At 41.1% G+C, this 17,149-nt stretch carries 12 protein-coding genes; 11 read left to right on the forward strand and 1 reads right to left on the reverse strand.

The window, feature by feature from the left end; all coding sequences use genetic code 11:
- Window positions 1-87 precede the first annotated feature (87 nt).
- The 8 genes from DB520_RS05205 (at window position 88) to DB520_RS05240 (ending at window position 10,220) form a co-directional block, all read left to right on the forward strand.
- A complete protein-coding gene (locus tag DB520_RS05205; RefSeq protein ID WP_114748541.1) occupies window positions 88-1,257 on the forward strand; it encodes an ATP-binding protein in 1,170 nt (389 codons plus the stop codon).
- A 977-nt stretch (window positions 1,258-2,234) separates the two neighbouring features.
- Complete coding sequence (locus DB520_RS05210) at window positions 2,235-2,519, forward strand: hypothetical protein (RefSeq protein ID WP_114748542.1); 285 nt, start codon at window positions 2,235-2,237, stop codon at window positions 2,517-2,519.
- Window positions 2,520-2,757: 238 nt separating this feature from the next.
- Window positions 2,758-3,645 (forward strand): TolB-like 6-bladed beta-propeller domain-containing protein, encoded by an 888-nt coding sequence (locus DB520_RS05215; protein WP_262511311.1) that lies wholly within the window; start codon window positions 2,758-2,760, stop codon window positions 3,643-3,645.
- 303 nt (window positions 3,646-3,948) lie between these two features.
- Window positions 3,949-5,118, forward strand: coding sequence for a hypothetical protein (locus DB520_RS05220; RefSeq protein ID WP_114748544.1), 1,170 nt, complete (start codon window positions 3,949-3,951; stop codon window positions 5,116-5,118).
- Window positions 5,119-5,744: 626 nt separating this feature from the next.
- Window positions 5,745-6,044 (forward strand): cupin domain-containing protein, encoded by a 300-nt coding sequence (locus DB520_RS05225; protein WP_114748545.1) that lies wholly within the window; start codon window positions 5,745-5,747, stop codon window positions 6,042-6,044.
- A gap of 199 nt (window positions 6,045-6,243) precedes the next feature.
- Window positions 6,244-8,430 (forward strand): molybdopterin-containing oxidoreductase family protein, encoded by a 2,187-nt coding sequence (locus DB520_RS05230; protein WP_114748546.1) that lies wholly within the window; start codon window positions 6,244-6,246, stop codon window positions 8,428-8,430.
- 91 nt (window positions 8,431-8,521) lie between these two features.
- Window positions 8,522-10,033 carry a carboxylesterase family protein gene (locus DB520_RS05235; RefSeq protein WP_114748547.1) on the forward strand — a complete coding sequence of 504 codons (1,512 nt, stop codon included), beginning with the start codon at window positions 8,522-8,524 and terminating at the stop codon, window positions 10,031-10,033.
- Window positions 10,034-10,064: 31 nt separating this feature from the next.
- A complete protein-coding gene (locus DB520_RS05240) occupies window positions 10,065-10,220 on the forward strand; it encodes a DUF433 domain-containing protein (protein WP_232834851.1) in 156 nt (51 codons plus the stop codon).
- Window positions 10,221-10,653: 433 nt separating this feature from the next.
- On the opposite strand, the gene DB520_RS26505 is transcribed toward DB520_RS05240, so the two are convergent.
- Window positions 10,654-10,824: a hypothetical protein gene (locus tag DB520_RS26505; RefSeq protein ID WP_157971939.1), complete on the reverse strand. Its 171-nt coding sequence runs from the start codon at window positions 10,822-10,824 to the stop codon at window positions 10,654-10,656.
- 340 nt (window positions 10,825-11,164) lie between these two features.
- On the opposite strand from DB520_RS26505, the gene DB520_RS26510 reads away from it, so the two are divergent.
- The 3 genes from DB520_RS26510 (at window position 11,165) to DB520_RS05250 (ending at window position 17,103) form a co-directional block, all read left to right on the forward strand.
- A complete protein-coding gene (locus DB520_RS26510; RefSeq protein ID WP_157971940.1) occupies window positions 11,165-11,341 on the forward strand; it encodes a hypothetical protein in 177 nt (58 codons plus the stop codon).
- Between the two features lie 85 nt (window positions 11,342-11,426).
- Window positions 11,427-16,652 carry a PAS domain S-box protein gene (locus DB520_RS05245; RefSeq protein WP_114748549.1) on the forward strand — a complete coding sequence of 1,742 codons (5,226 nt, stop codon included), beginning with the start codon at window positions 11,427-11,429 and terminating at the stop codon, window positions 16,650-16,652.
- Window positions 16,653-16,662: 10 nt separating this feature from the next.
- On the forward strand, window positions 16,663-17,103 hold the full coding sequence (locus tag DB520_RS05250; protein WP_114748550.1) for a response regulator: 441 nt from the start codon (window positions 16,663-16,665) through the stop codon (window positions 17,101-17,103).
- Window positions 17,104-17,149: the final 46 nt, after the last annotated feature.

Raw genomic sequence — 17,149 nt, forward strand, 5'->3', positions numbered from 1 at the left:
AAAAATCGCACTCCTACAGTGCATAAAGTAAATAAAAATGCACTATATAAGTGCAAAATAAGCTATATTTGTTTTTTGAAGAAACCAATGGATGCTTTATTTCAATATTCCAACCAATTAATCGCCAATGTAGATGTAGGGTTTACCCGATATGCCTATGATATAATAAATTGGCAGAATAGAATGCTCGGGATAACCGGCCCCAGGGGTGTTGGGAAAACCACCTTGGTGTTACAGTATATCAAAAACAATCTCGATCCGCAGAAGACCCTTTATGTCACAGCCGAGGATTTTTACTTTGCAAAAAACCGTTTGATGGATTTGGCCGATGACTTTGTAAAGGCAGGGGGAAAATACCTTTTCATAGATGAAACCCACAAATACCCGGATTGGTCCGTTGAGCTGAAGCTGATTTATGATTACCATCAAGATCTAAAGGTGGTTTTCACGGGTTCCTCCGTCCTTGATATTAGAAAAGGAAGCGCCGACCTAAGCAGAAGGGCGGTGGTGTATTATATGCAGGGCCTTTCTTTCCGGGAATATTTGTCGCTGTTTCACCAGGAGCAAGTGCCCAGGTATTCACTTGATGATATACTGGCGCATAAGGTCAGTATCCCTCACATCCCTCATCCTTTGCCATTTTTTTACGACTATTTAAAAGAGGGGTATTATCCTTTTTCCAGGGAGGATGATTTTGGGATTAGACTATGGCAGGTGGTCAACCAAACCCTAGAAACGGATATTCCCACCTATGCCCAGATGAATGTTTCCACAGGCAGAAAGTTAAAGCAATTGTTGGCGATTATTGCACAAAGCGTTCCGTTCAGACCCAATATGAGCAAAATTGCCGGGATGTTAAACATAAGCCGGAACAACATAGCAGACTATTTGCTCTATATGGAAGAAGCCGGCATGATTATGCAACTGAGAACCAAGGCGGAGGGCCTTAGGGCTTTGGGAAAGGTGGATAAAGTTTATTTGGACAACCCCAACTTAGTGTACGGGCTGGCAGGAGAAAACCAAAATAAAGGTAATGTAAGGGAGACCTTTTTCTTAAATCAATTAAAGGTAAACCATCAAGTGGCTGCCTCAAGTATAGCTGATTTCGCCATAGACGAAATGGACTTTGAGGTAGGGGGGAAGAACAAAGGGATAAAACAAATTAAGAATGCCGAAAAAGGATTTATAGTAAAGGACGACATAGAGATCGGCTTTCTTAATACCATCCCCCTTTGGCATTTCGGTTTGATGTATTGATGTCTTAAAAACTAATGGGCTTTGACCACTGCCGTGGTCTTTGTTTCATCCTAAAAGGTGGTGTTCCTGACTCCATGATGATCTGTTCCTTCCCTACGTGACTTGCTGTAATTAAACGTAGACCTTCTCCTACCCACATTTGGTACCTAACGGCACCTATAAACCCATCTCGCCCAACAAACACAAATCGTAGAGAAAAAACCCCAAATCGATCATTTCCCCCTCCTGTTTTAGGAGGGGGAAAAAGGGGGTGGTCTGAAAAGGGCGGGGGTACAAATCACCAATCCGAAGCAGGAAATACAGTGTTATAATTTCTTCCGCAAGAAATAAGGTTAAAGGTTTTGTAATATTCTCCTTCTAGAAATGATGGTTCGATGAGTTCAACCCTATCTGATGTTCAGGGGACTGTATTCTAGGGTTTTTCCAGGTGTGCTTGCGGTGACTATTGGGGTTCTTTAGGGTTTTTCTTGGCGTCCCAGAAGCCTGTATCAAGACGTTGATTAATTTCTTGGGGATTGTAAATCCCCTTTATCTGGGTTCGGGATTGCAAATCCCGAACAGCGGCTCCGAAAAACAGGCAGTTTAGAAATAGAAAGACATAAGTATCCTAAAAAATTAATTGATTATCCAGCTGTAATTTATAAATTTAAGAAATAATTAGTTTCAGTGTAAGGTTTTAAAGCTGAGAACTTAAAAATCTGCTCTGGTGATATAACGAAAAGGGTTAAAGTGGTCAAAATATGAAAAGGCTTCAAGGTGTTTTATCCTATTTGGTGGATTAAGCCGGAGAAGTTGTAGGGCGGGATATAATACCTTGATCTTGAGATGAAAAACCTAAATTTGAGAGATGGAGATAGAGTAATGTCCGATTTTGTCTAAAATTGTCCAATATTGTCCTGTTTTGTCCGATTTTTTACGGTTTAGAATATATAACTTTGATATACATTAATTTTATACTATTTAAAACTTATATTATTATGAAAAATGTATTAAAAACAAGCAAGTGGCTGCGCTGGACGGCAGCTGGGGCGTTTGGGTTGATGCTTACGCTGAATGTAATGGTCGGGTTGGAGTTTGAGAAGGGCAATATCTTACCCTCGTTAACACTAATGGAATTGGGTAATGGAGCTCAAGCAAATACAGAGAAGGGGGGAACCTATGGGGGGCTTTGTTGCGCTTGGATTATTGAGAAATGTCACCATCCAATCGGTACTACATATAACGATTCTTGGTGGTACGGGGGGTATGATTCCTGCCCTTAATTAAATTAAATAGGGCATATAATATGCCCTATTTAATTTCTTAAAAAACGTAAAAACTTATGAAAAAAAGTGTGTTTTTAATATTTATATTATTTCTGTTATTTATTTCCTGAGATTCTAATTTAAAAGATAGTAGTAGGGTTATATAATTAAGAGATTTGAAGCTAAGGACATTCCCGAAACCATTAAAATAAAAGGAGAAAAGCTTAATTTTCATCAGCTTATAAATCCTAGGAAGATTCTGTGGGATGGTAATTATCTTATAGTAGGTGAATTGGGTTTGTCGGATCTGATACATATTATAAATATTGACGAAAATGAATATATTAGAACTGTAGGAGAAAATGGCTTTGGCCCTGGAGAAATAAGTGGGGTACATGGAATGGAGAGGGATAAAACATCAGGTAAATTTTGGGTGTACGACTCTGAACAAAAAATTTTTTCGAAATATGATGTCTTTAAGACAGATAAATTAGCGGTTAATCAAATAAAACAGTCAGAGGGGTTATTTCTTGCTGTGGATATGGTCTGGTCATCAGATACCACTTTAATGACTAGAAGGGCCGATGAGAATGAAAAGTTTGTGGAATACCATATTGACGGATCAATATTAAACACATATGGCACCTGGGACAGTATGATCGAAGAAAAGGACATCCCGTACAATGTAATTAGTGCTGTTCATCAAGGGCCTTTAAAATCAAGTCCTGATTATTCTAAATTTGTTATTGCTGGAGTTGCTAGAGATTTTATTGAAATATTGGATAAGAATAGCGGAGATATTATTTCTGTTCGTGGCCCTCTTTCTGAAATCCCAGAATTTATAATAAATCATTCTGCTGGTTACCCGATGGCACAGTTTAATATGAGTAAAAGGTATACATTTTATGTCGATTTATATCTTGAAAAGGAATTTATTTATACCTTATATTTTGGGGACAAAAGTGAGAAGTTGTTAGGCGGTGAACTTGCAAAAACTATACTAGTTTTTGATTATAGCGGGAGCATTATAAGGTCTTATGAATTGGATCATAGTTTGATTGCATTTTCAGTGGACGAGGATGGAAGAAGAATATTTGGAATTACCTATGATGCAGATCCGAATATTGTTGTGTTTTATTTTTGATGATTATAATCGATAATCTTTGGCCAGAACACCTTTTATAAAATGGAAAGATAGATTTTATGTTTTTACAGTCGTAGATACAAATTACTTTGGTCTATAAATATGGTCTTTAACTATGTTTTTAAGAATTCCTAATAACCCAAAGGATCCTTCTGAGCATTTTTTTGAACTCCCCCTCCATTTTGAAGAGTTTGTTTATGGGGGATATTTCAGTCACAGTTCGCATGTTAAAGATTGTTATTCTCTTATCTACGGAATAATTTTTTAATAATTTTGAAATAGGATACTATACATTCAAAAGATATGGTCATTTTACTGCTGAACTTACTGTTTTTTTCACCGCAATTGCAGGTTGGATGTTTTTGTGAGACTCATAGGATTCCAGTTTCCGTATGGTATGACCATGAAAATCCTGAGGCTGGGAGTTCGGAAATTATAGTCTTCGCTCAACAACCTTTTAACAAGAAGCAAGAAACCATACTCGTGGTAGGCGATCCATTTTCAGCCTATTTTGGAAATAGTTGTTTACCCATGGATAAGTTTATGGGTTTTAACGTACTCTATGTTCAAGATAGAGGCAGGCAGCCTTCCTTTATAAATATAGTTACACAAGACAATGAAATAAATTGGGATAGGGCACTAACCATATTTAGTTCCTTCCAATATGCAAACGATATAGAATTAATCAGAAGGAAGCTATTGGGAGGCCGAAAGGTGTTCTTATTCGCCCAATCTTCCTCCGCTTACCTTGTTCACCAATATATTTCCTTATTTCCCCAAAACACGGCTCGCTTTGTTACGTTGGAGCCGACATTAAATGACCTTCAGACTGCTATGGGAATATATCGCCATACCAAAATAGAAAACCCCTACCTCAATGAGTTGGATGCTCATCTAAAGATTGATTTTTACCATTATTCAACTTCTACTGTTATCCGTAAAAACAGCCAATCGGAACTATTGGCATCAATAGAAAAGGTAAAAAACAGTAAGGGTTTTTATGGTAGTGAAATAGATCATTCTACCGATGTGGCTTTATGCGTTAGGGCTTTTGAGCATATCTACCCCTACTTACAGGATTCAGTACTCCCTACTTCTGAGTTTAGTTTTTTGAACACATGGAAACTTAATCTTTCTCTTCCGATTATCAAAAGGTTGCCAGCCATTGATTTTTCCTTGCATGGGATTAACTACGACCAATTAAGATACTTCAGAGGAAAAGGCCTGCTAATAGCGGGGAAAAACAGTCTGATTACCGACCATAGAGTGGTTGAGATTTTAGCCGAACACTTTCAGGACTGCACCTTATTGCTGTTAAATGATTCGCATTTTTTGACCACCTTGAAAGAAGAGGAGAGCTTCATCCCCTTTGTCAGCGCATTTTTCAATGAGGACGTAGATACTATGATCGAGATCTATGAGCGGTTGAAAAAAAGGGGGCTGGTCTACAAAAAGGCCAATTATTCACCTTAAACTTGAATTAATTGGATCTAAATTTCCTGGCCGTATGTGATAATCTCATTCACCATAGCATTTGACAGGTCGAAGTCCTTCTCCCTAAAAGGATGTGGCTCTACGCCTAAATAACCGGCACTGATCTCCATTCGCTTGTAAATCCACTAACTGGGCGACAAAAACCAAATCACCCCCAGTCTTCAAAAAGAACTCCTTATCCAGCATTTGCCATCAAATAATGCTAGATTTGAGAAAACGAAATCGAGCCTGCCTACCGGACAGGCAGGCATGACGAAAACGTCTCACAGAGTATTAAAAATTGGCATTTACAGAAAGGAAATGACATTTAGTTTCTCGCAGCCCTGCCCTGAGTTTTTTCAGGGGGGCGCAACGAATCCGCAACGCTCGCGGGGTATGAAAAAAATAGTTATCATTTGCAGTAGTAAAAATTAGTACTTAATCAATAAATGTATTAAATTTTAAGTGATATGGCATTGATAGGTATGCCCCCTTCCCCGACCTGCGGTTTGGGACAAGTTATGACCGCTGAAAACACTATCAATAACATTCAATCAGAGGGTTGAAATCAAACAGGCAGTTATTTCGAAGGATTGCCCAGACTGTTTAACTAAAAACACAAAAAAATGACCATAAAAGAAATAAAAAAGGAACTGGAAGCGGCTAAACATCCGATTGCAAAGTCCCTTCATCACGGAACTGGTTTTAAAGTGCTTATCATGGGGTTCAAGAAAGGGATGATTTTAAAAGAACATAAAGCACACATTTCATCAAAATTGACTGTGTTGGAAGGTGGTGTAATTTACAAAGAGGAAAATAGAGTCATAGAACTTATGCAATATGACGAAGTAGAAATACCGATTGAAGTAACACATTCTGTTGAGGCAATTGCGGATAGTTTATGCATTTTATCGCAAGGCGATTAAAATTCAATTATTTCACAGCCCTCCATGTCTTCTTAACCTTCTCCATAAAGGGGATAGAAAAATGAGAAGCGGATGCAATAATTGTAACTGTCAACTTTTTTATCTACATTAATATATCTATTGGCTTCCTGTTCAGCCTTTTACTGCTTTCTGACCCTGCGTTGGCCAGACCTTTGGTAGACAACAAACAATTAAAATTATGTCCGAAAAGCCTAAAAAATTTTCACGACGCAAATTTATTGGTCTGGGCATACAGGGCTATACGGGTGTTCAATTGGCTCAGGGATTACCCCTCTCTTTATTGGCTTCTCCAAGTTGTACCAAGTCCAATGCAAAAACCGTTCATGGTGCATGTTACCATGATTGTCCGGATTCATGTAGCTGGAAGGTGACGGTAGAGAATGGTGAAATCAGGGATTTTGGTGGGGATAAGGACAACCCATTCACTGCCGGTAAATTATGTGATAAAATGGAAACCTTCCCGCAGGATATCACTTTCCATCCTGATCGTATTTTAACCCCATTGAAAAGAACAGGTATAAAAGGTGAAGGAGGATTCGAAAAAATCAGCTGGGAACAGGCCTTAAAGGAAGTCGCCCAAAAATTAAAATCTTCCGTGGATACGCATGGAGGGGAATCGGTTCTTCCCTTTGGGTACATGGGCACCCAGGGCCTTATTCAAAAGGCAGCTATGAGCCAGCGTTTTTTCACAAAGCTGGGAGCCACTAATTTAGCCGAAACTATCTGTGGTGCCCCTGCTATTGCAGGAAACAAGGTGGCAAACGGTCAGGTAATGGGAATTCTGCCTGAGGACATTCTTCATAGCCGCTTCATCATCCTTTGGGGTACCAATACCAAACATTCCAATGTACATTTATGGCCATTTGTACTGGAGGCCAGAAACCGGGGGGCCAAAATCATAGTTATAGACCCATTCAGATCCGCAACAGCCATGGAGGCAGACCAACACATCCAGTTAATGCCTGGAACCGATGTTGCCTTGGCCCTTGGCATGATGCATGTTATCATCAAGGAGGGACTCACCGATGATGCGTACATAGAAAAGTATACGCTGGGCTATGATGCCTTGAAAGTGCATGTACAGGAATACGATCCTTTTACCGTAGCAGCGATTTGTGGGATTGAAGAACAGATTGTTATTGATTTTGCGCGGGAATACGCAACGGCTAAACCTTCCTTGATCCGTTACCTGATAGGTATGGAGCACAACTCCAATGGTGGTGATGCTTTTAGGTCTGTGGGCATGCTTCCCTCCCTTACCGGCGCCTGGCGGGATCATGGAGGTGGTCTGATGCACTTTACCTATGAGCTCTTTGGCAAAGCGGTAAACTATGAACGGCTCGATATGTATACCGAACTTGCCGAAAATGAAACCAGATGGATGAACATGGTCCAGTTGGGTACTTTGCTGAACGACCCGGATCTAAACCCGCAGATAAAAACATTATTTGTGTTCAATGCAAATCCGGTGGTAACCATACCGAACCAGAACCTTATTCGTGAGGGGCTGAAAAGAGAGGACCTGCTTACGGTGGTGGTGGAACATTTCGTTACAGATACGGCCAAATATGCCGATTATATCTTCCCCGCCACCACTCAACTGGAACACTGGGATGTTGCTGATTCTTGGGGACAGGTATATTTGAACCTTAATCAGCCGGCCATCGAACCTATGGGAGAAGCCAAGCCAAATAGTGAATTTTTTAGGTTGTTGGCAAAGGAATACGGTTTTAACGATGCGTGTTTCGATGAGTCGGACATTGAAATCGCCAAATCATTTTTCGATACGGATCATCCTTACATGGAAGGCATCACCTTTGACTATTTGAAAAAAAATGGATGGGCAAGGCTTAAGATTCCAGAACCATATATACCCCATGCCGCCGGCAATTTTGGTACAAGTTCGGGCAAATGTGAGTTCTACAGCGCCTCTCTGGAAGATTCAGGCCAAGCCTTACCCGTTTACAAAACGGTTTCTGCAGAAAACGTGGGAAAATACCCATTTCATCTCCTTACCGTTAAAGCCACCAAAGGTTTCCACAACTCCTCCCATGGCAACGTTAAACACCTTATGGAGACAGAAGGGCTCCCCACCCTTGACATGAGTAGTGAGGATGCCCAAAGCCGCAATATCTCCGATGGTGACGAGGTAATAGCTCAAAATCAGAACGGGTCTGTGGTGTTGAGAGCAAGGATAAAAGACCGGGTACGTCCCGGAGTGGTCCTTATGCCCCATGGTTACTGGCCCTCCCTTGTAAAAGGAAACGCAACATCCAATGCTTTGACAAATGACGGCTTATCAGACCTTGGTGGTGGTGCTGCTCTCCAGGATTGCAGGGTTGAGGTCACAAAATCAAGTGGTTAAAGGGAAAGGACAAAAAAGCCAGCACTTCGGTATATTTCCCCATCCATACATTGCATGTACTACTTATTGTTAAATTATAATTTGGTATTATATGGATAACCCCTTATATTATACCTATTATTCAGCCATTTTATTCAAAGCAGTAAACCTTAATGAAGCAGCAATGGACCAGACCTCTTACAAAAATGCCGTATTCTTTAGTGGCCTAATAGTGCTGGCAGGACTGATACAGGCCTTTTTTTATTCTCAAATGGGGGCAAGAATTTATGGGCTGGAATCTTTTGTGCCCTGGTTTTTACTTTTAAACGTCATGTCAATTTTATTCAATATCCTCCTGCTGAAGTATTTCCATCATAAAAAATACCGCTATGCATTTATAACGCTGTCCTTGGTCACTATCGCCACTATCGTCCATGCTGTTGTGGTATTTCTCATTCTTTGGACAAGGGAATCATCAGGTTATCTGCCTTTCACCTTTTTGATGTTGGTAGGATCGGGGGTTTTCTATGGACTAAGCTTAATGTTGACCCGGGCTGGGGATCGTCCTTGGTTAAAAATTGGGGGAATATTAATTATTTTAGTGGACTTCTTCCTTTTCTCCACCTTCGCCTGGACTTTACAATTCCCAGACAGCATACCAAATCTGGATAGCTACCATGAATTGGCAACCCAAATTGGACTTTTGATTCCTCTCGCCTTGCTTTTGAATTTTTGGAGCGAGCTTCGAGGGGCCAAGCCTGTAATTGGTGATAATTTTCCTCAAATGGCTTTTAATAGCTTTTTTGGCGTAATTGGAGCCATCTCCTTGCTTTTGATTCTGGTGTTTGGTACCCGAATGTCCAACTCGGTAGCTTGGTTCGCTCAGCAACCGCAACGGGCCCAACGGTTGGCGGAACCCTTTGATGCCCGTTTTTATGTGGACGGGAATGGGGATACGCTGAGGTACCGGTTGATGCAACCCCTGGATCTGGATCCTGAGAAAATGTATCCGATCGTGGTTGCACTACATGGGGGAGCAGGTTCCGGAACCGATAATGTGATCCAGGTGGATGGATCCTGGACAGCACAGTTGTTGGCAAAACCAGAGAACAGGGAAAAATATCCTTCCTTTGTATTCGTGCCCCAATGTCCTCCCGGATCCAGCTGGGGACTTGTTCCGAATATTCCTGTAGTAGATGATTTGGTATTTGAGGCAATCAAGGCCTTAGAAGCCGAGTTTCCAATCCACAAATCCAGGCGCTACGTGATGGGCGAATCACTGGGGGGCTATGGCTCTTGGCATTTTATCAGTTCTCAACCCGATATGTTCGCTGCCGCGGTACCCATCTGTGGAGGAGGAAACCCAACGCATGCAGCTAAGATTGCGGATGTGCCTATCTGGGCATTTCATGGTGCCAAGGACAGGGTTGTTCCTGTTGAAGGTTCGAGAAAGATGATTGCCGCCATTGAAAATGCGGGTGGAAATCCTCGGTACACAGAATTTGCTAATGAGGGCCATATCATTTCCGAATCCTTTGAAAAAACAGAGGGGTTGTTGGATTGGGTGTTTGGGCAGGTACGTTTTGATGAAAGAGTGGAATCAACACATAACCATCAACCCTGATCAGTGTGCTGGAAGGCAATGTATCAGGAATATGAGAATTAGGGTCATCGATGTCTTGGATCTGCTAGCAGCTGGGCTCAATCAGGAACAAATTTTGAAAGAGCTGCCTGATTTGGAAAAAGAAGATATTGAAGCTTCCATCAAATACGCCCGTGGGAAAATTGACCACCCTGTCGTAGCTACATGACAATCTGGGTTGAGGCACAACTTTCACCTTAATTTGGCGAACGAATATCAATGTCAAGTGAATTTACTTTTTCCAATTGTCAGTATTTAGGCCATATCCAATTAATGATCCGGTGTAAGAACTCCTGCTTGTCCCATAGACGCTAACTTCGGGGTGCCCGGACCTAGAAGATGTTTGCACCATTTCGTCGGTTAACAAAAGACCCTGTTGATGCCTAATACCTATCATAAAATAATTGCTGTTTTTGGTATACCTTTTTAATTTCAAACAGAGGAAAACACAATTTATTGAGCGTAAAATTAATTAGGGTGGTGGGAAAGTAAACAAGCTTTGGAACTACTTAGACTTCTGCTGATATGGTCATTATCATAAAAAAACCCACAAGGAAAGTTTTTTCCTTGTGGGTCACTCCAACACTATCTCAATTCAAACGCTATATACGGAACACGTACATTCCTCCATCCGCGATGCCATACCCCGAGTTGGTAAGTGAACCGTCCTTCCTTAGGTAGAGTACCTCCTGCCCTTCTACACCGTACAACATCCCACTCAACGTTTGTGTATCTTCTTCGACCAGTTCGTCGGGGTTAAAGGTTAGCGTCAATTGCAGCAGGAATATTCAAAGCAGATCACAAACCTTTGAGGTCTTTTTCTGACCTCGGTTTTTTTAAAAGCAGGAAAAAAACACAAGATTTATTTTATACGCCCCCTCCAAATTGTATGATAGGTTTTTTGAGGTATTATTGAATTTGCACAGATAAATAATGAAGAAAAAAAGGAAGCTTGGATAGCAAACCCATAGGTCTATCACCTTTAATCCCGGCCGGAATTTAGGAACCAAAATTGATAGAAACCCACGTTTGCAACACCAGACTAATCACTAAACAAATTAATTTGCTTAGCTTTAAACATCTATCCAATCATTCATTCTGTTTGTTTCTGACATGACCCTACTCAAATACAATACCTGGCATTGGTTTACCTTGATCATGCCTATCACCCTATTTCTACTTTTTCCATCGGAAACAGATGCACAATCTACCATCAGCTTTACCTTTGACCATGGGATTACGGGAGCCATGTCCGGATTTTCCTTTGAAGAGCGGAATTCCACTGCATGACCCGATTTTGCACAAGCATAGCAAAACCAAAGTACAAGTTATCCTAAACAGAAGCTATATAAATAAGTAACTTTAAACTCGCCCAATGATACAAAATCAATATAGCACCCTTTTTCTCGACCAGACCAAAGACCTTATATGGGAAGTGGATAAAAACCTTTTATTGGTCTACGCCAATAAGGCCTACCTTACCTTGATGAAGGAAGTAACGGGAATGGAGAAAAAGCTGGATACTCCCATTCTCGTTGAAGGTTTTGGCGAAGGCTATATTGAAAAATGGAAAGCTTATTACCAAAGGGCGTTATCCGGAGAAAGCTTTGAAATAGAGGAAAATTTCTATGACCCAGCAACCGAAGAGATGCAATATGGCCAAGTTGCCTTCTCGCCCATCCGGGATGAGGGTGGTGAAATTCTGACCGTGGCCTGTCGCTCTACCGATATCACTTCGATCATTCGGCAAAAAGATCATGCCAGCCGGCTGATGGATGCTTCATTGGATGTTTTCTGTACCATCAGTGAGGACGGAAAGTTTGTATTTGTGAGCGCTGCTTCCGAAGTGCATTGGGGCTATGCTCCCGATGAACTGATTGGAACGGCATACAACGATCTGATTCTAGAGGAGGACCTGGAAAAAACAGATTGGGTGGCTGCCGAAATTGTGGCGGGGAAAGAATTCAAATCTTTCTCCAATCGATACCGAATGAAAAACGGGGATATCGCTTATAATTTGTGGTCTGCCCGCTGGGACCCTGAAACAAAACTGATGTACTGCGTAGCCAGAGATTCAAAGGAAAAAATCGAAGAAGATCAGCGGTTAAAATTGCTGGAAAAAGTCATTAATAGCACAACTGATGCAATTTTGATTACCGAGGCAGAACCCCTAGACGAACCCGGGCCAATAATCGTCTATGCAAATGAAGCATTTACGAAGATGACAGGATATACCACTGATGAGGTGATAGGGAAAAATCCAAGACTCCTGCAAGGTCCGGACTCCAATTCTGAGGAATTAAGGAAGTTAGGAGAAAAACTAAGGCGATGGGAATCTTCAGAGATCACCGTTCTAAACTATACAAAAACCGGAGAGCCTTTCTGGGTGAATTTTGCGGTGAGTCCGGTAGCGAATGAAAAAGGATGGTTTACACATTGGATTTCCGTACAGCGCAACGTCACCGAGCAGAAAAAACAGGAAGCAGAAAAAGAATTGCTCAGCCAGATCAGCCTGAGCTTCAACAATGAAGTAGAACTTATACCAGCCGTCAACCGTCTCTGCGAAAATCTTCATGACTTTGGTAAGTTTGATTTGATAGAACTCTGGTGCCCCAATATGGAGCGAACCCAAATGCAGCTAATAGGCCACAGCTCCCATAATAAGGATTTCTATGAACTTGAGCCAACGGAAACTTCATTTAAGAAGGATGAAGGGTTACCGGGTAAGGTATGGAAACAGGGAAAACAGCTTCTTTGGGATGCAAAACAGATCAATAAAAACTTCATCCGAAAAAGCGGAGCATCCACACTTGGGCTGCAAGCTATAATTGGTATACCCCTAACCTTTAACGATGAACTGGTGGGTATACTGCTGGTTGGAACCAAACGGGTGCCGGGTTATTTGGAGCAACACAATCCGGTTTTAAGCCGACTGGAAAAATTTATCGGATCCGAAATCAACCGGAAGCGATTGGAGGATGATCTCAAGCACTTGTACCAAGCCATTCCCGATATTCTATGCATTGCAGATTTTAATGGTAGATTCCTTAATATAAATCCTGCAGGTTGTGAATTGTTGGGTTATAAAGAAGAAGAAATTCTATTCCATTACTTTGACGAATTTGTCCATCCTGAAGATATGGATGTTTCTATCGGCGAAGTAAAGAAGCTTGAAGCAGGCGCAACTACATTTCAATTTGAAAACAGGTACATAACCAAAGAAGGCAAAATTGTTTGGCTAAACTGGAGCGGTAATACTTCTATTCATGAAGGCTTGATTTATGCTTCTGCAAAGAATATTACAACGGAGGTTCAATTAAGGGAGCTAAATGCCCAGGCCGGATCGCTTGCAAAAATTGGGTCCTGGGAAATTGATTTAGAGAAAGATACCGTTTTTTGGTCTAAAATAGTGCACCAACTGCACGAAACTGATCCCGGTACTTTTATACCCAATTTAGAGACGGCTATTAATTTTTATCGTGAAGATTTCAGGGCGCAGGTTCATAGCAGTATTGAAAAAAGTATCACGACAGAAGTTGGTTTTGATTTTGAAGCCGTGATTGTCACGAAAAAGCTCAAAGAAAGGTGGGTACGGGCAATAGGTAATGTGGAATTCGTACATGGAAAAGCCACAAGATTATTTGGTAGCTTTCAGGACATTACCGATCTAAAAGAATCCGAATTGAGGTTGCAATCATTCGCAAACAACCTGCCGGGCGTAGCCTTTCAGTATTTTTTATATCCTGACGGAAGGGACGAATTGAAGTATGTAACCGATGGCGCTAAGAAAGTTTGGGGCTTTGGTGCTGACAGCGTGATGGAGGACAACAACCTGGTTTGGAAACAAATTGAATTGGGTGGAGAAATTAACACGGCCAAGAATAGCATTAAGAAAGCGGTAGAGACCAGGTCCGACTGGAAGCTCCAATGGCGCTACATCATGCCGACCAATGAGCTTCGCATTCATGCCGGTTATGGTTCGCCAAACTTTTTGCCGGATGGCACTGTGGTGTTCAACTCGCTTATTATAGATATAACCCAGGAATACAGAAGCGAGGAGCTCCTGGAACAGGCTTCTGAAATGGCGAAAATCGGTAGTTGGGAGCTAAACCTGACAGATCAGGAGAATGACAGCATGTACTGGTCACCAATGACACGTGATATTTTGGAAGTAGATGACAACTACGACCCATCGTTGACGGGCGGCTTTGAATTTTACTCTGGTGAGGAAAAGGAAAAGATTCGAAAGGCCGTAGCTCAGTTGATAGAAGCCGGGCAGGAATTTGACCTGGACCTGCTCATTAACACTCCCGCAGGAAAAGAAAAATGGATACGGTGTATGGGCAAATGCGAACGGGTAAATAATAAATGCACAAAAATATACGGCAGTTATCAAGACATTCACGCGGCCAAAGCTAATGAGCTTAGGGTAAAGGAAATACTGGATAGTATTTCAGATGCCTTTTATGCCGTTGACGCTGATTGGAATTTCACCTACTTCAACCGTGAAGCCGAAAACCTTCTCAACAAGAGCGCGGAAGAAGTTCTCGGCCGAAATATTTGGGAAATTTTCTCACCTGCCAAAGGGACTTACTTGGAGGAGGTGTACAGACGTGTAGCCTCATCTGGCCAATCTGAAAACTTTGAATATCTCTACCCGGGAAACGGGGCATGGTATGAAGCAACGACATACCCTTCCGGTGGTGGTATATCCTCTTATTTTAAAAACATTGACGAACGCAAAAAGGCCGCCCAGGAGCTTGAAAGAGCTTATCGAGAAAGAAGTAATATTTTGGAAAGTATTTCAGATAACTTCTATGCTCTTAATAGTCAATTTGACTTTTCTTATATGAACGAGAGTTGTGCGAAACTCTTGCAGATTGAACAGGGTGATATTTTTGGTAAGAATTTGTATGAAGAGTTTCCAGAAATTAGAGGTACTGAATTTGAATTTCAACTTCTTCAATCTCAAAGAACCAATAAGGCTGTTATGTTTGAGTTTTATTATGAACCTTTTCAGCGTTGGTTCAGTGAAAGGATTTATCCCACCCATGAAGGCTTTTCTATTTATTTCTTTGATGTTACAGATGTGAAAGAGGCCGAAAAAGCAATTCTTGTTACTAATGAGTTGCTAGCCAAGTCCAATGAAGAGAAAACGAATATTTTGGAAAGTATCGGGGATGCTTTTTTTGCAATAGATGAGCAGTGGACAGTAACCTACTGGAACAAGCAGGCGGAAACGATTTTAGGTAAGCTAAAAGAAGATATAGTAGGCAAAAACTTATGGAAGGAATTCCCCGATGCCATTGACACCGATTTTTACAGGCAATACCACCGGGCTATGGAAACAGGTAAAGCCGTGAATTTTGAGGAGTACTATCCCACCCTGAACATTTGGGTAGAAGTGACGGTTTATCCATCAGAAAACGGTTTATCCATATACTTCAAAGACATTACGCTGAGAAAGGCGGCGGATATCCGGTTGGTGGCAGCCAACGAACGCTTTGAATTGGTTACAAAAGCTACGAACGATGCCATTTGGGACTGGGATATAGAAAATGACGTTTTCAACAGATCTGATAATATCCATAAGATTTTAGGAAATGGCGCTTCTACGAAATTGAAAAAAAGTCAATTTTGGCAAGATGCCTTTCATCCAGAAGATTTGGGGAAATTAAAGGAGAGTATCCAAAGTGCGCTAAATGATCCTCAATCCGAGCGGTGGGAAATGGAGTATAGAGTACTTAATGAAAACGATGAAGAGTTGTCCATTATTGACAGGGGAATTATTGTTAGAAATAAAAATGGAAAGGCCGCCCGTATGGTGGGTGCAATGACTGATTTGACCAAGCAGAAAAAGCTTGAAAAAGAATTGTTCCAACTAAATGAATCCCTTAAAAACCACGCAAAAGAACTGGAGCGATCGAACGAAGAATTGGAGCAATTCGCCTTTATCACCTCTCATGATATGCAGGAACCACTACGGATGATTTCCAGTTTTATGGATCAATTGAAACGGAAATATGCTGATAAATTGGATGATAAAGGGCTTCAATACATTCATTTTGCAACCGATGGAGCCAAACGAATGAAGCAGATAATTCTGGACTTATTGCTTTATTCCAGAGCCAACAGGCCTAACGAGCAGCTTGAGGAGGTAAGCCTGGATGATATCGTATCTGAATACACACAGTTGAGAAGAAAACTAATTGCTGAAAAGAATGCAGTTATTACATTTGATGCACTACCTATTCTACATACCTACAGGGCACCAATAACCCAGGTAGTTCACTGTTTACTTGATAATGCTTTAAAGTACGTGAAGGAAAACGTACCTCCTCGTATTGAAATTTCTACTCGCGAAAAAGAGACAATGTGGGAGTTTGCTGTAAAAGATAACGGAATTGGAATTGACAAAATGTTCTTCGACAAAATCTTTATCATTTTCCAGAGGCTGCACAACAGAAGTGAGAACGACGGCACGGGCATCGGCTTATCCATTGCCAAGCGGAGTGTGGAGTTTTTGGGCGGGGAAATTTGGCTTGAATCCACTTTGGGAGAAGGCTCTACTTTTTATTTTACGATTGAAAAAAACAAGTAACAACATAATAATGAGTACAAAAAACTTAAAATTGGCGCATATTCTACTTGTAGAAGACAACGAAGGAGACATTTTGCTTACGCTAGACGCTTTTGAAGAAAGCAAATTTAAGACGCAAGTAAGTGTCGCCAGGAATGGCCAGGAAGCCCTAGACTTTTTAAGCAAAAAGGGGGAGTATTCAAATGCTCAAAGACCTGATTTGATTTTGTTGGACATCAATATCCCTATTTTTAATGGTCTTGAGGTTTTAGTAAAGATCAAGAAAGATGAAAGTCTGAAAAAAATACCGGTAATTATGCTCACTACTTCCTCCAATCAAAAGGACATCGAAAAAGCATACAAAAATTACTGCAATAGCTATGTAAAAAAGCCATTGGAAATGGAAGAGTTTATGGAAGCCGTTCTAAAAATCGAAGAGTTTTGGTTACAATTAACAGTATTACCGGATTAAACCTATTCCCCAGCTTCATTGTTTTTCTAGAAGATGTTTGCACCAT

The organism is Pleomorphovibrio marinus, assembly GCF_003347495.1.
GTDB lineage: Bacteria > Bacteroidota > Bacteroidia > Cytophagales > Cyclobacteriaceae > Pleomorphovibrio > Pleomorphovibrio marinus.

Bases quoted from the DNA above. Each gene is read 5' to 3' on its own strand.
- DB520_RS05210 (WP_114748542.1), top strand. From the start codon at position 2,235: ATGAAAAATGTATTAAAAACAAGCAAGTGGCTGCGCTGGACGGCAGCT.
- DB520_RS05250 (WP_114748550.1), top strand. From the start codon at position 16,663: ATGAGTACAAAAAACTTAAAATTGGCGCATATTCTACTTGTAGAAGAC.
- DB520_RS05245 (WP_114748549.1), top strand. From the start codon at position 11,427: ATGATACAAAATCAATATAGCACCCTTTTTCTCGACCAGACCAAAGAC.
- DB520_RS05225 (WP_114748545.1), top strand. From the start codon at position 5,745: ATGACCATAAAAGAAATAAAAAAGGAACTGGAAGCGGCTAAACATCCG.
- DB520_RS26510 (WP_157971940.1), top strand. From the start codon at position 11,165: ATGACCCTACTCAAATACAATACCTGGCATTGGTTTACCTTGATCATG.
- DB520_RS05205 (WP_114748541.1), top strand. From the start codon at position 88: ATGGATGCTTTATTTCAATATTCCAACCAATTAATCGCCAATGTAGAT.
- DB520_RS05220 (WP_114748544.1), top strand. From the start codon at position 3,949: ATGGTCATTTTACTGCTGAACTTACTGTTTTTTTCACCGCAATTGCAG.
- DB520_RS05240 (WP_232834851.1), top strand. From the start codon at position 10,065: ATGAGAATTAGGGTCATCGATGTCTTGGATCTGCTAGCAGCTGGGCTC.
- DB520_RS05235 (WP_114748547.1), top strand. From the start codon at position 8,522: ATGGATAACCCCTTATATTATACCTATTATTCAGCCATTTTATTCAAA.
- DB520_RS05230 (WP_114748546.1), top strand. From the start codon at position 6,244: ATGTCCGAAAAGCCTAAAAAATTTTCACGACGCAAATTTATTGGTCTG.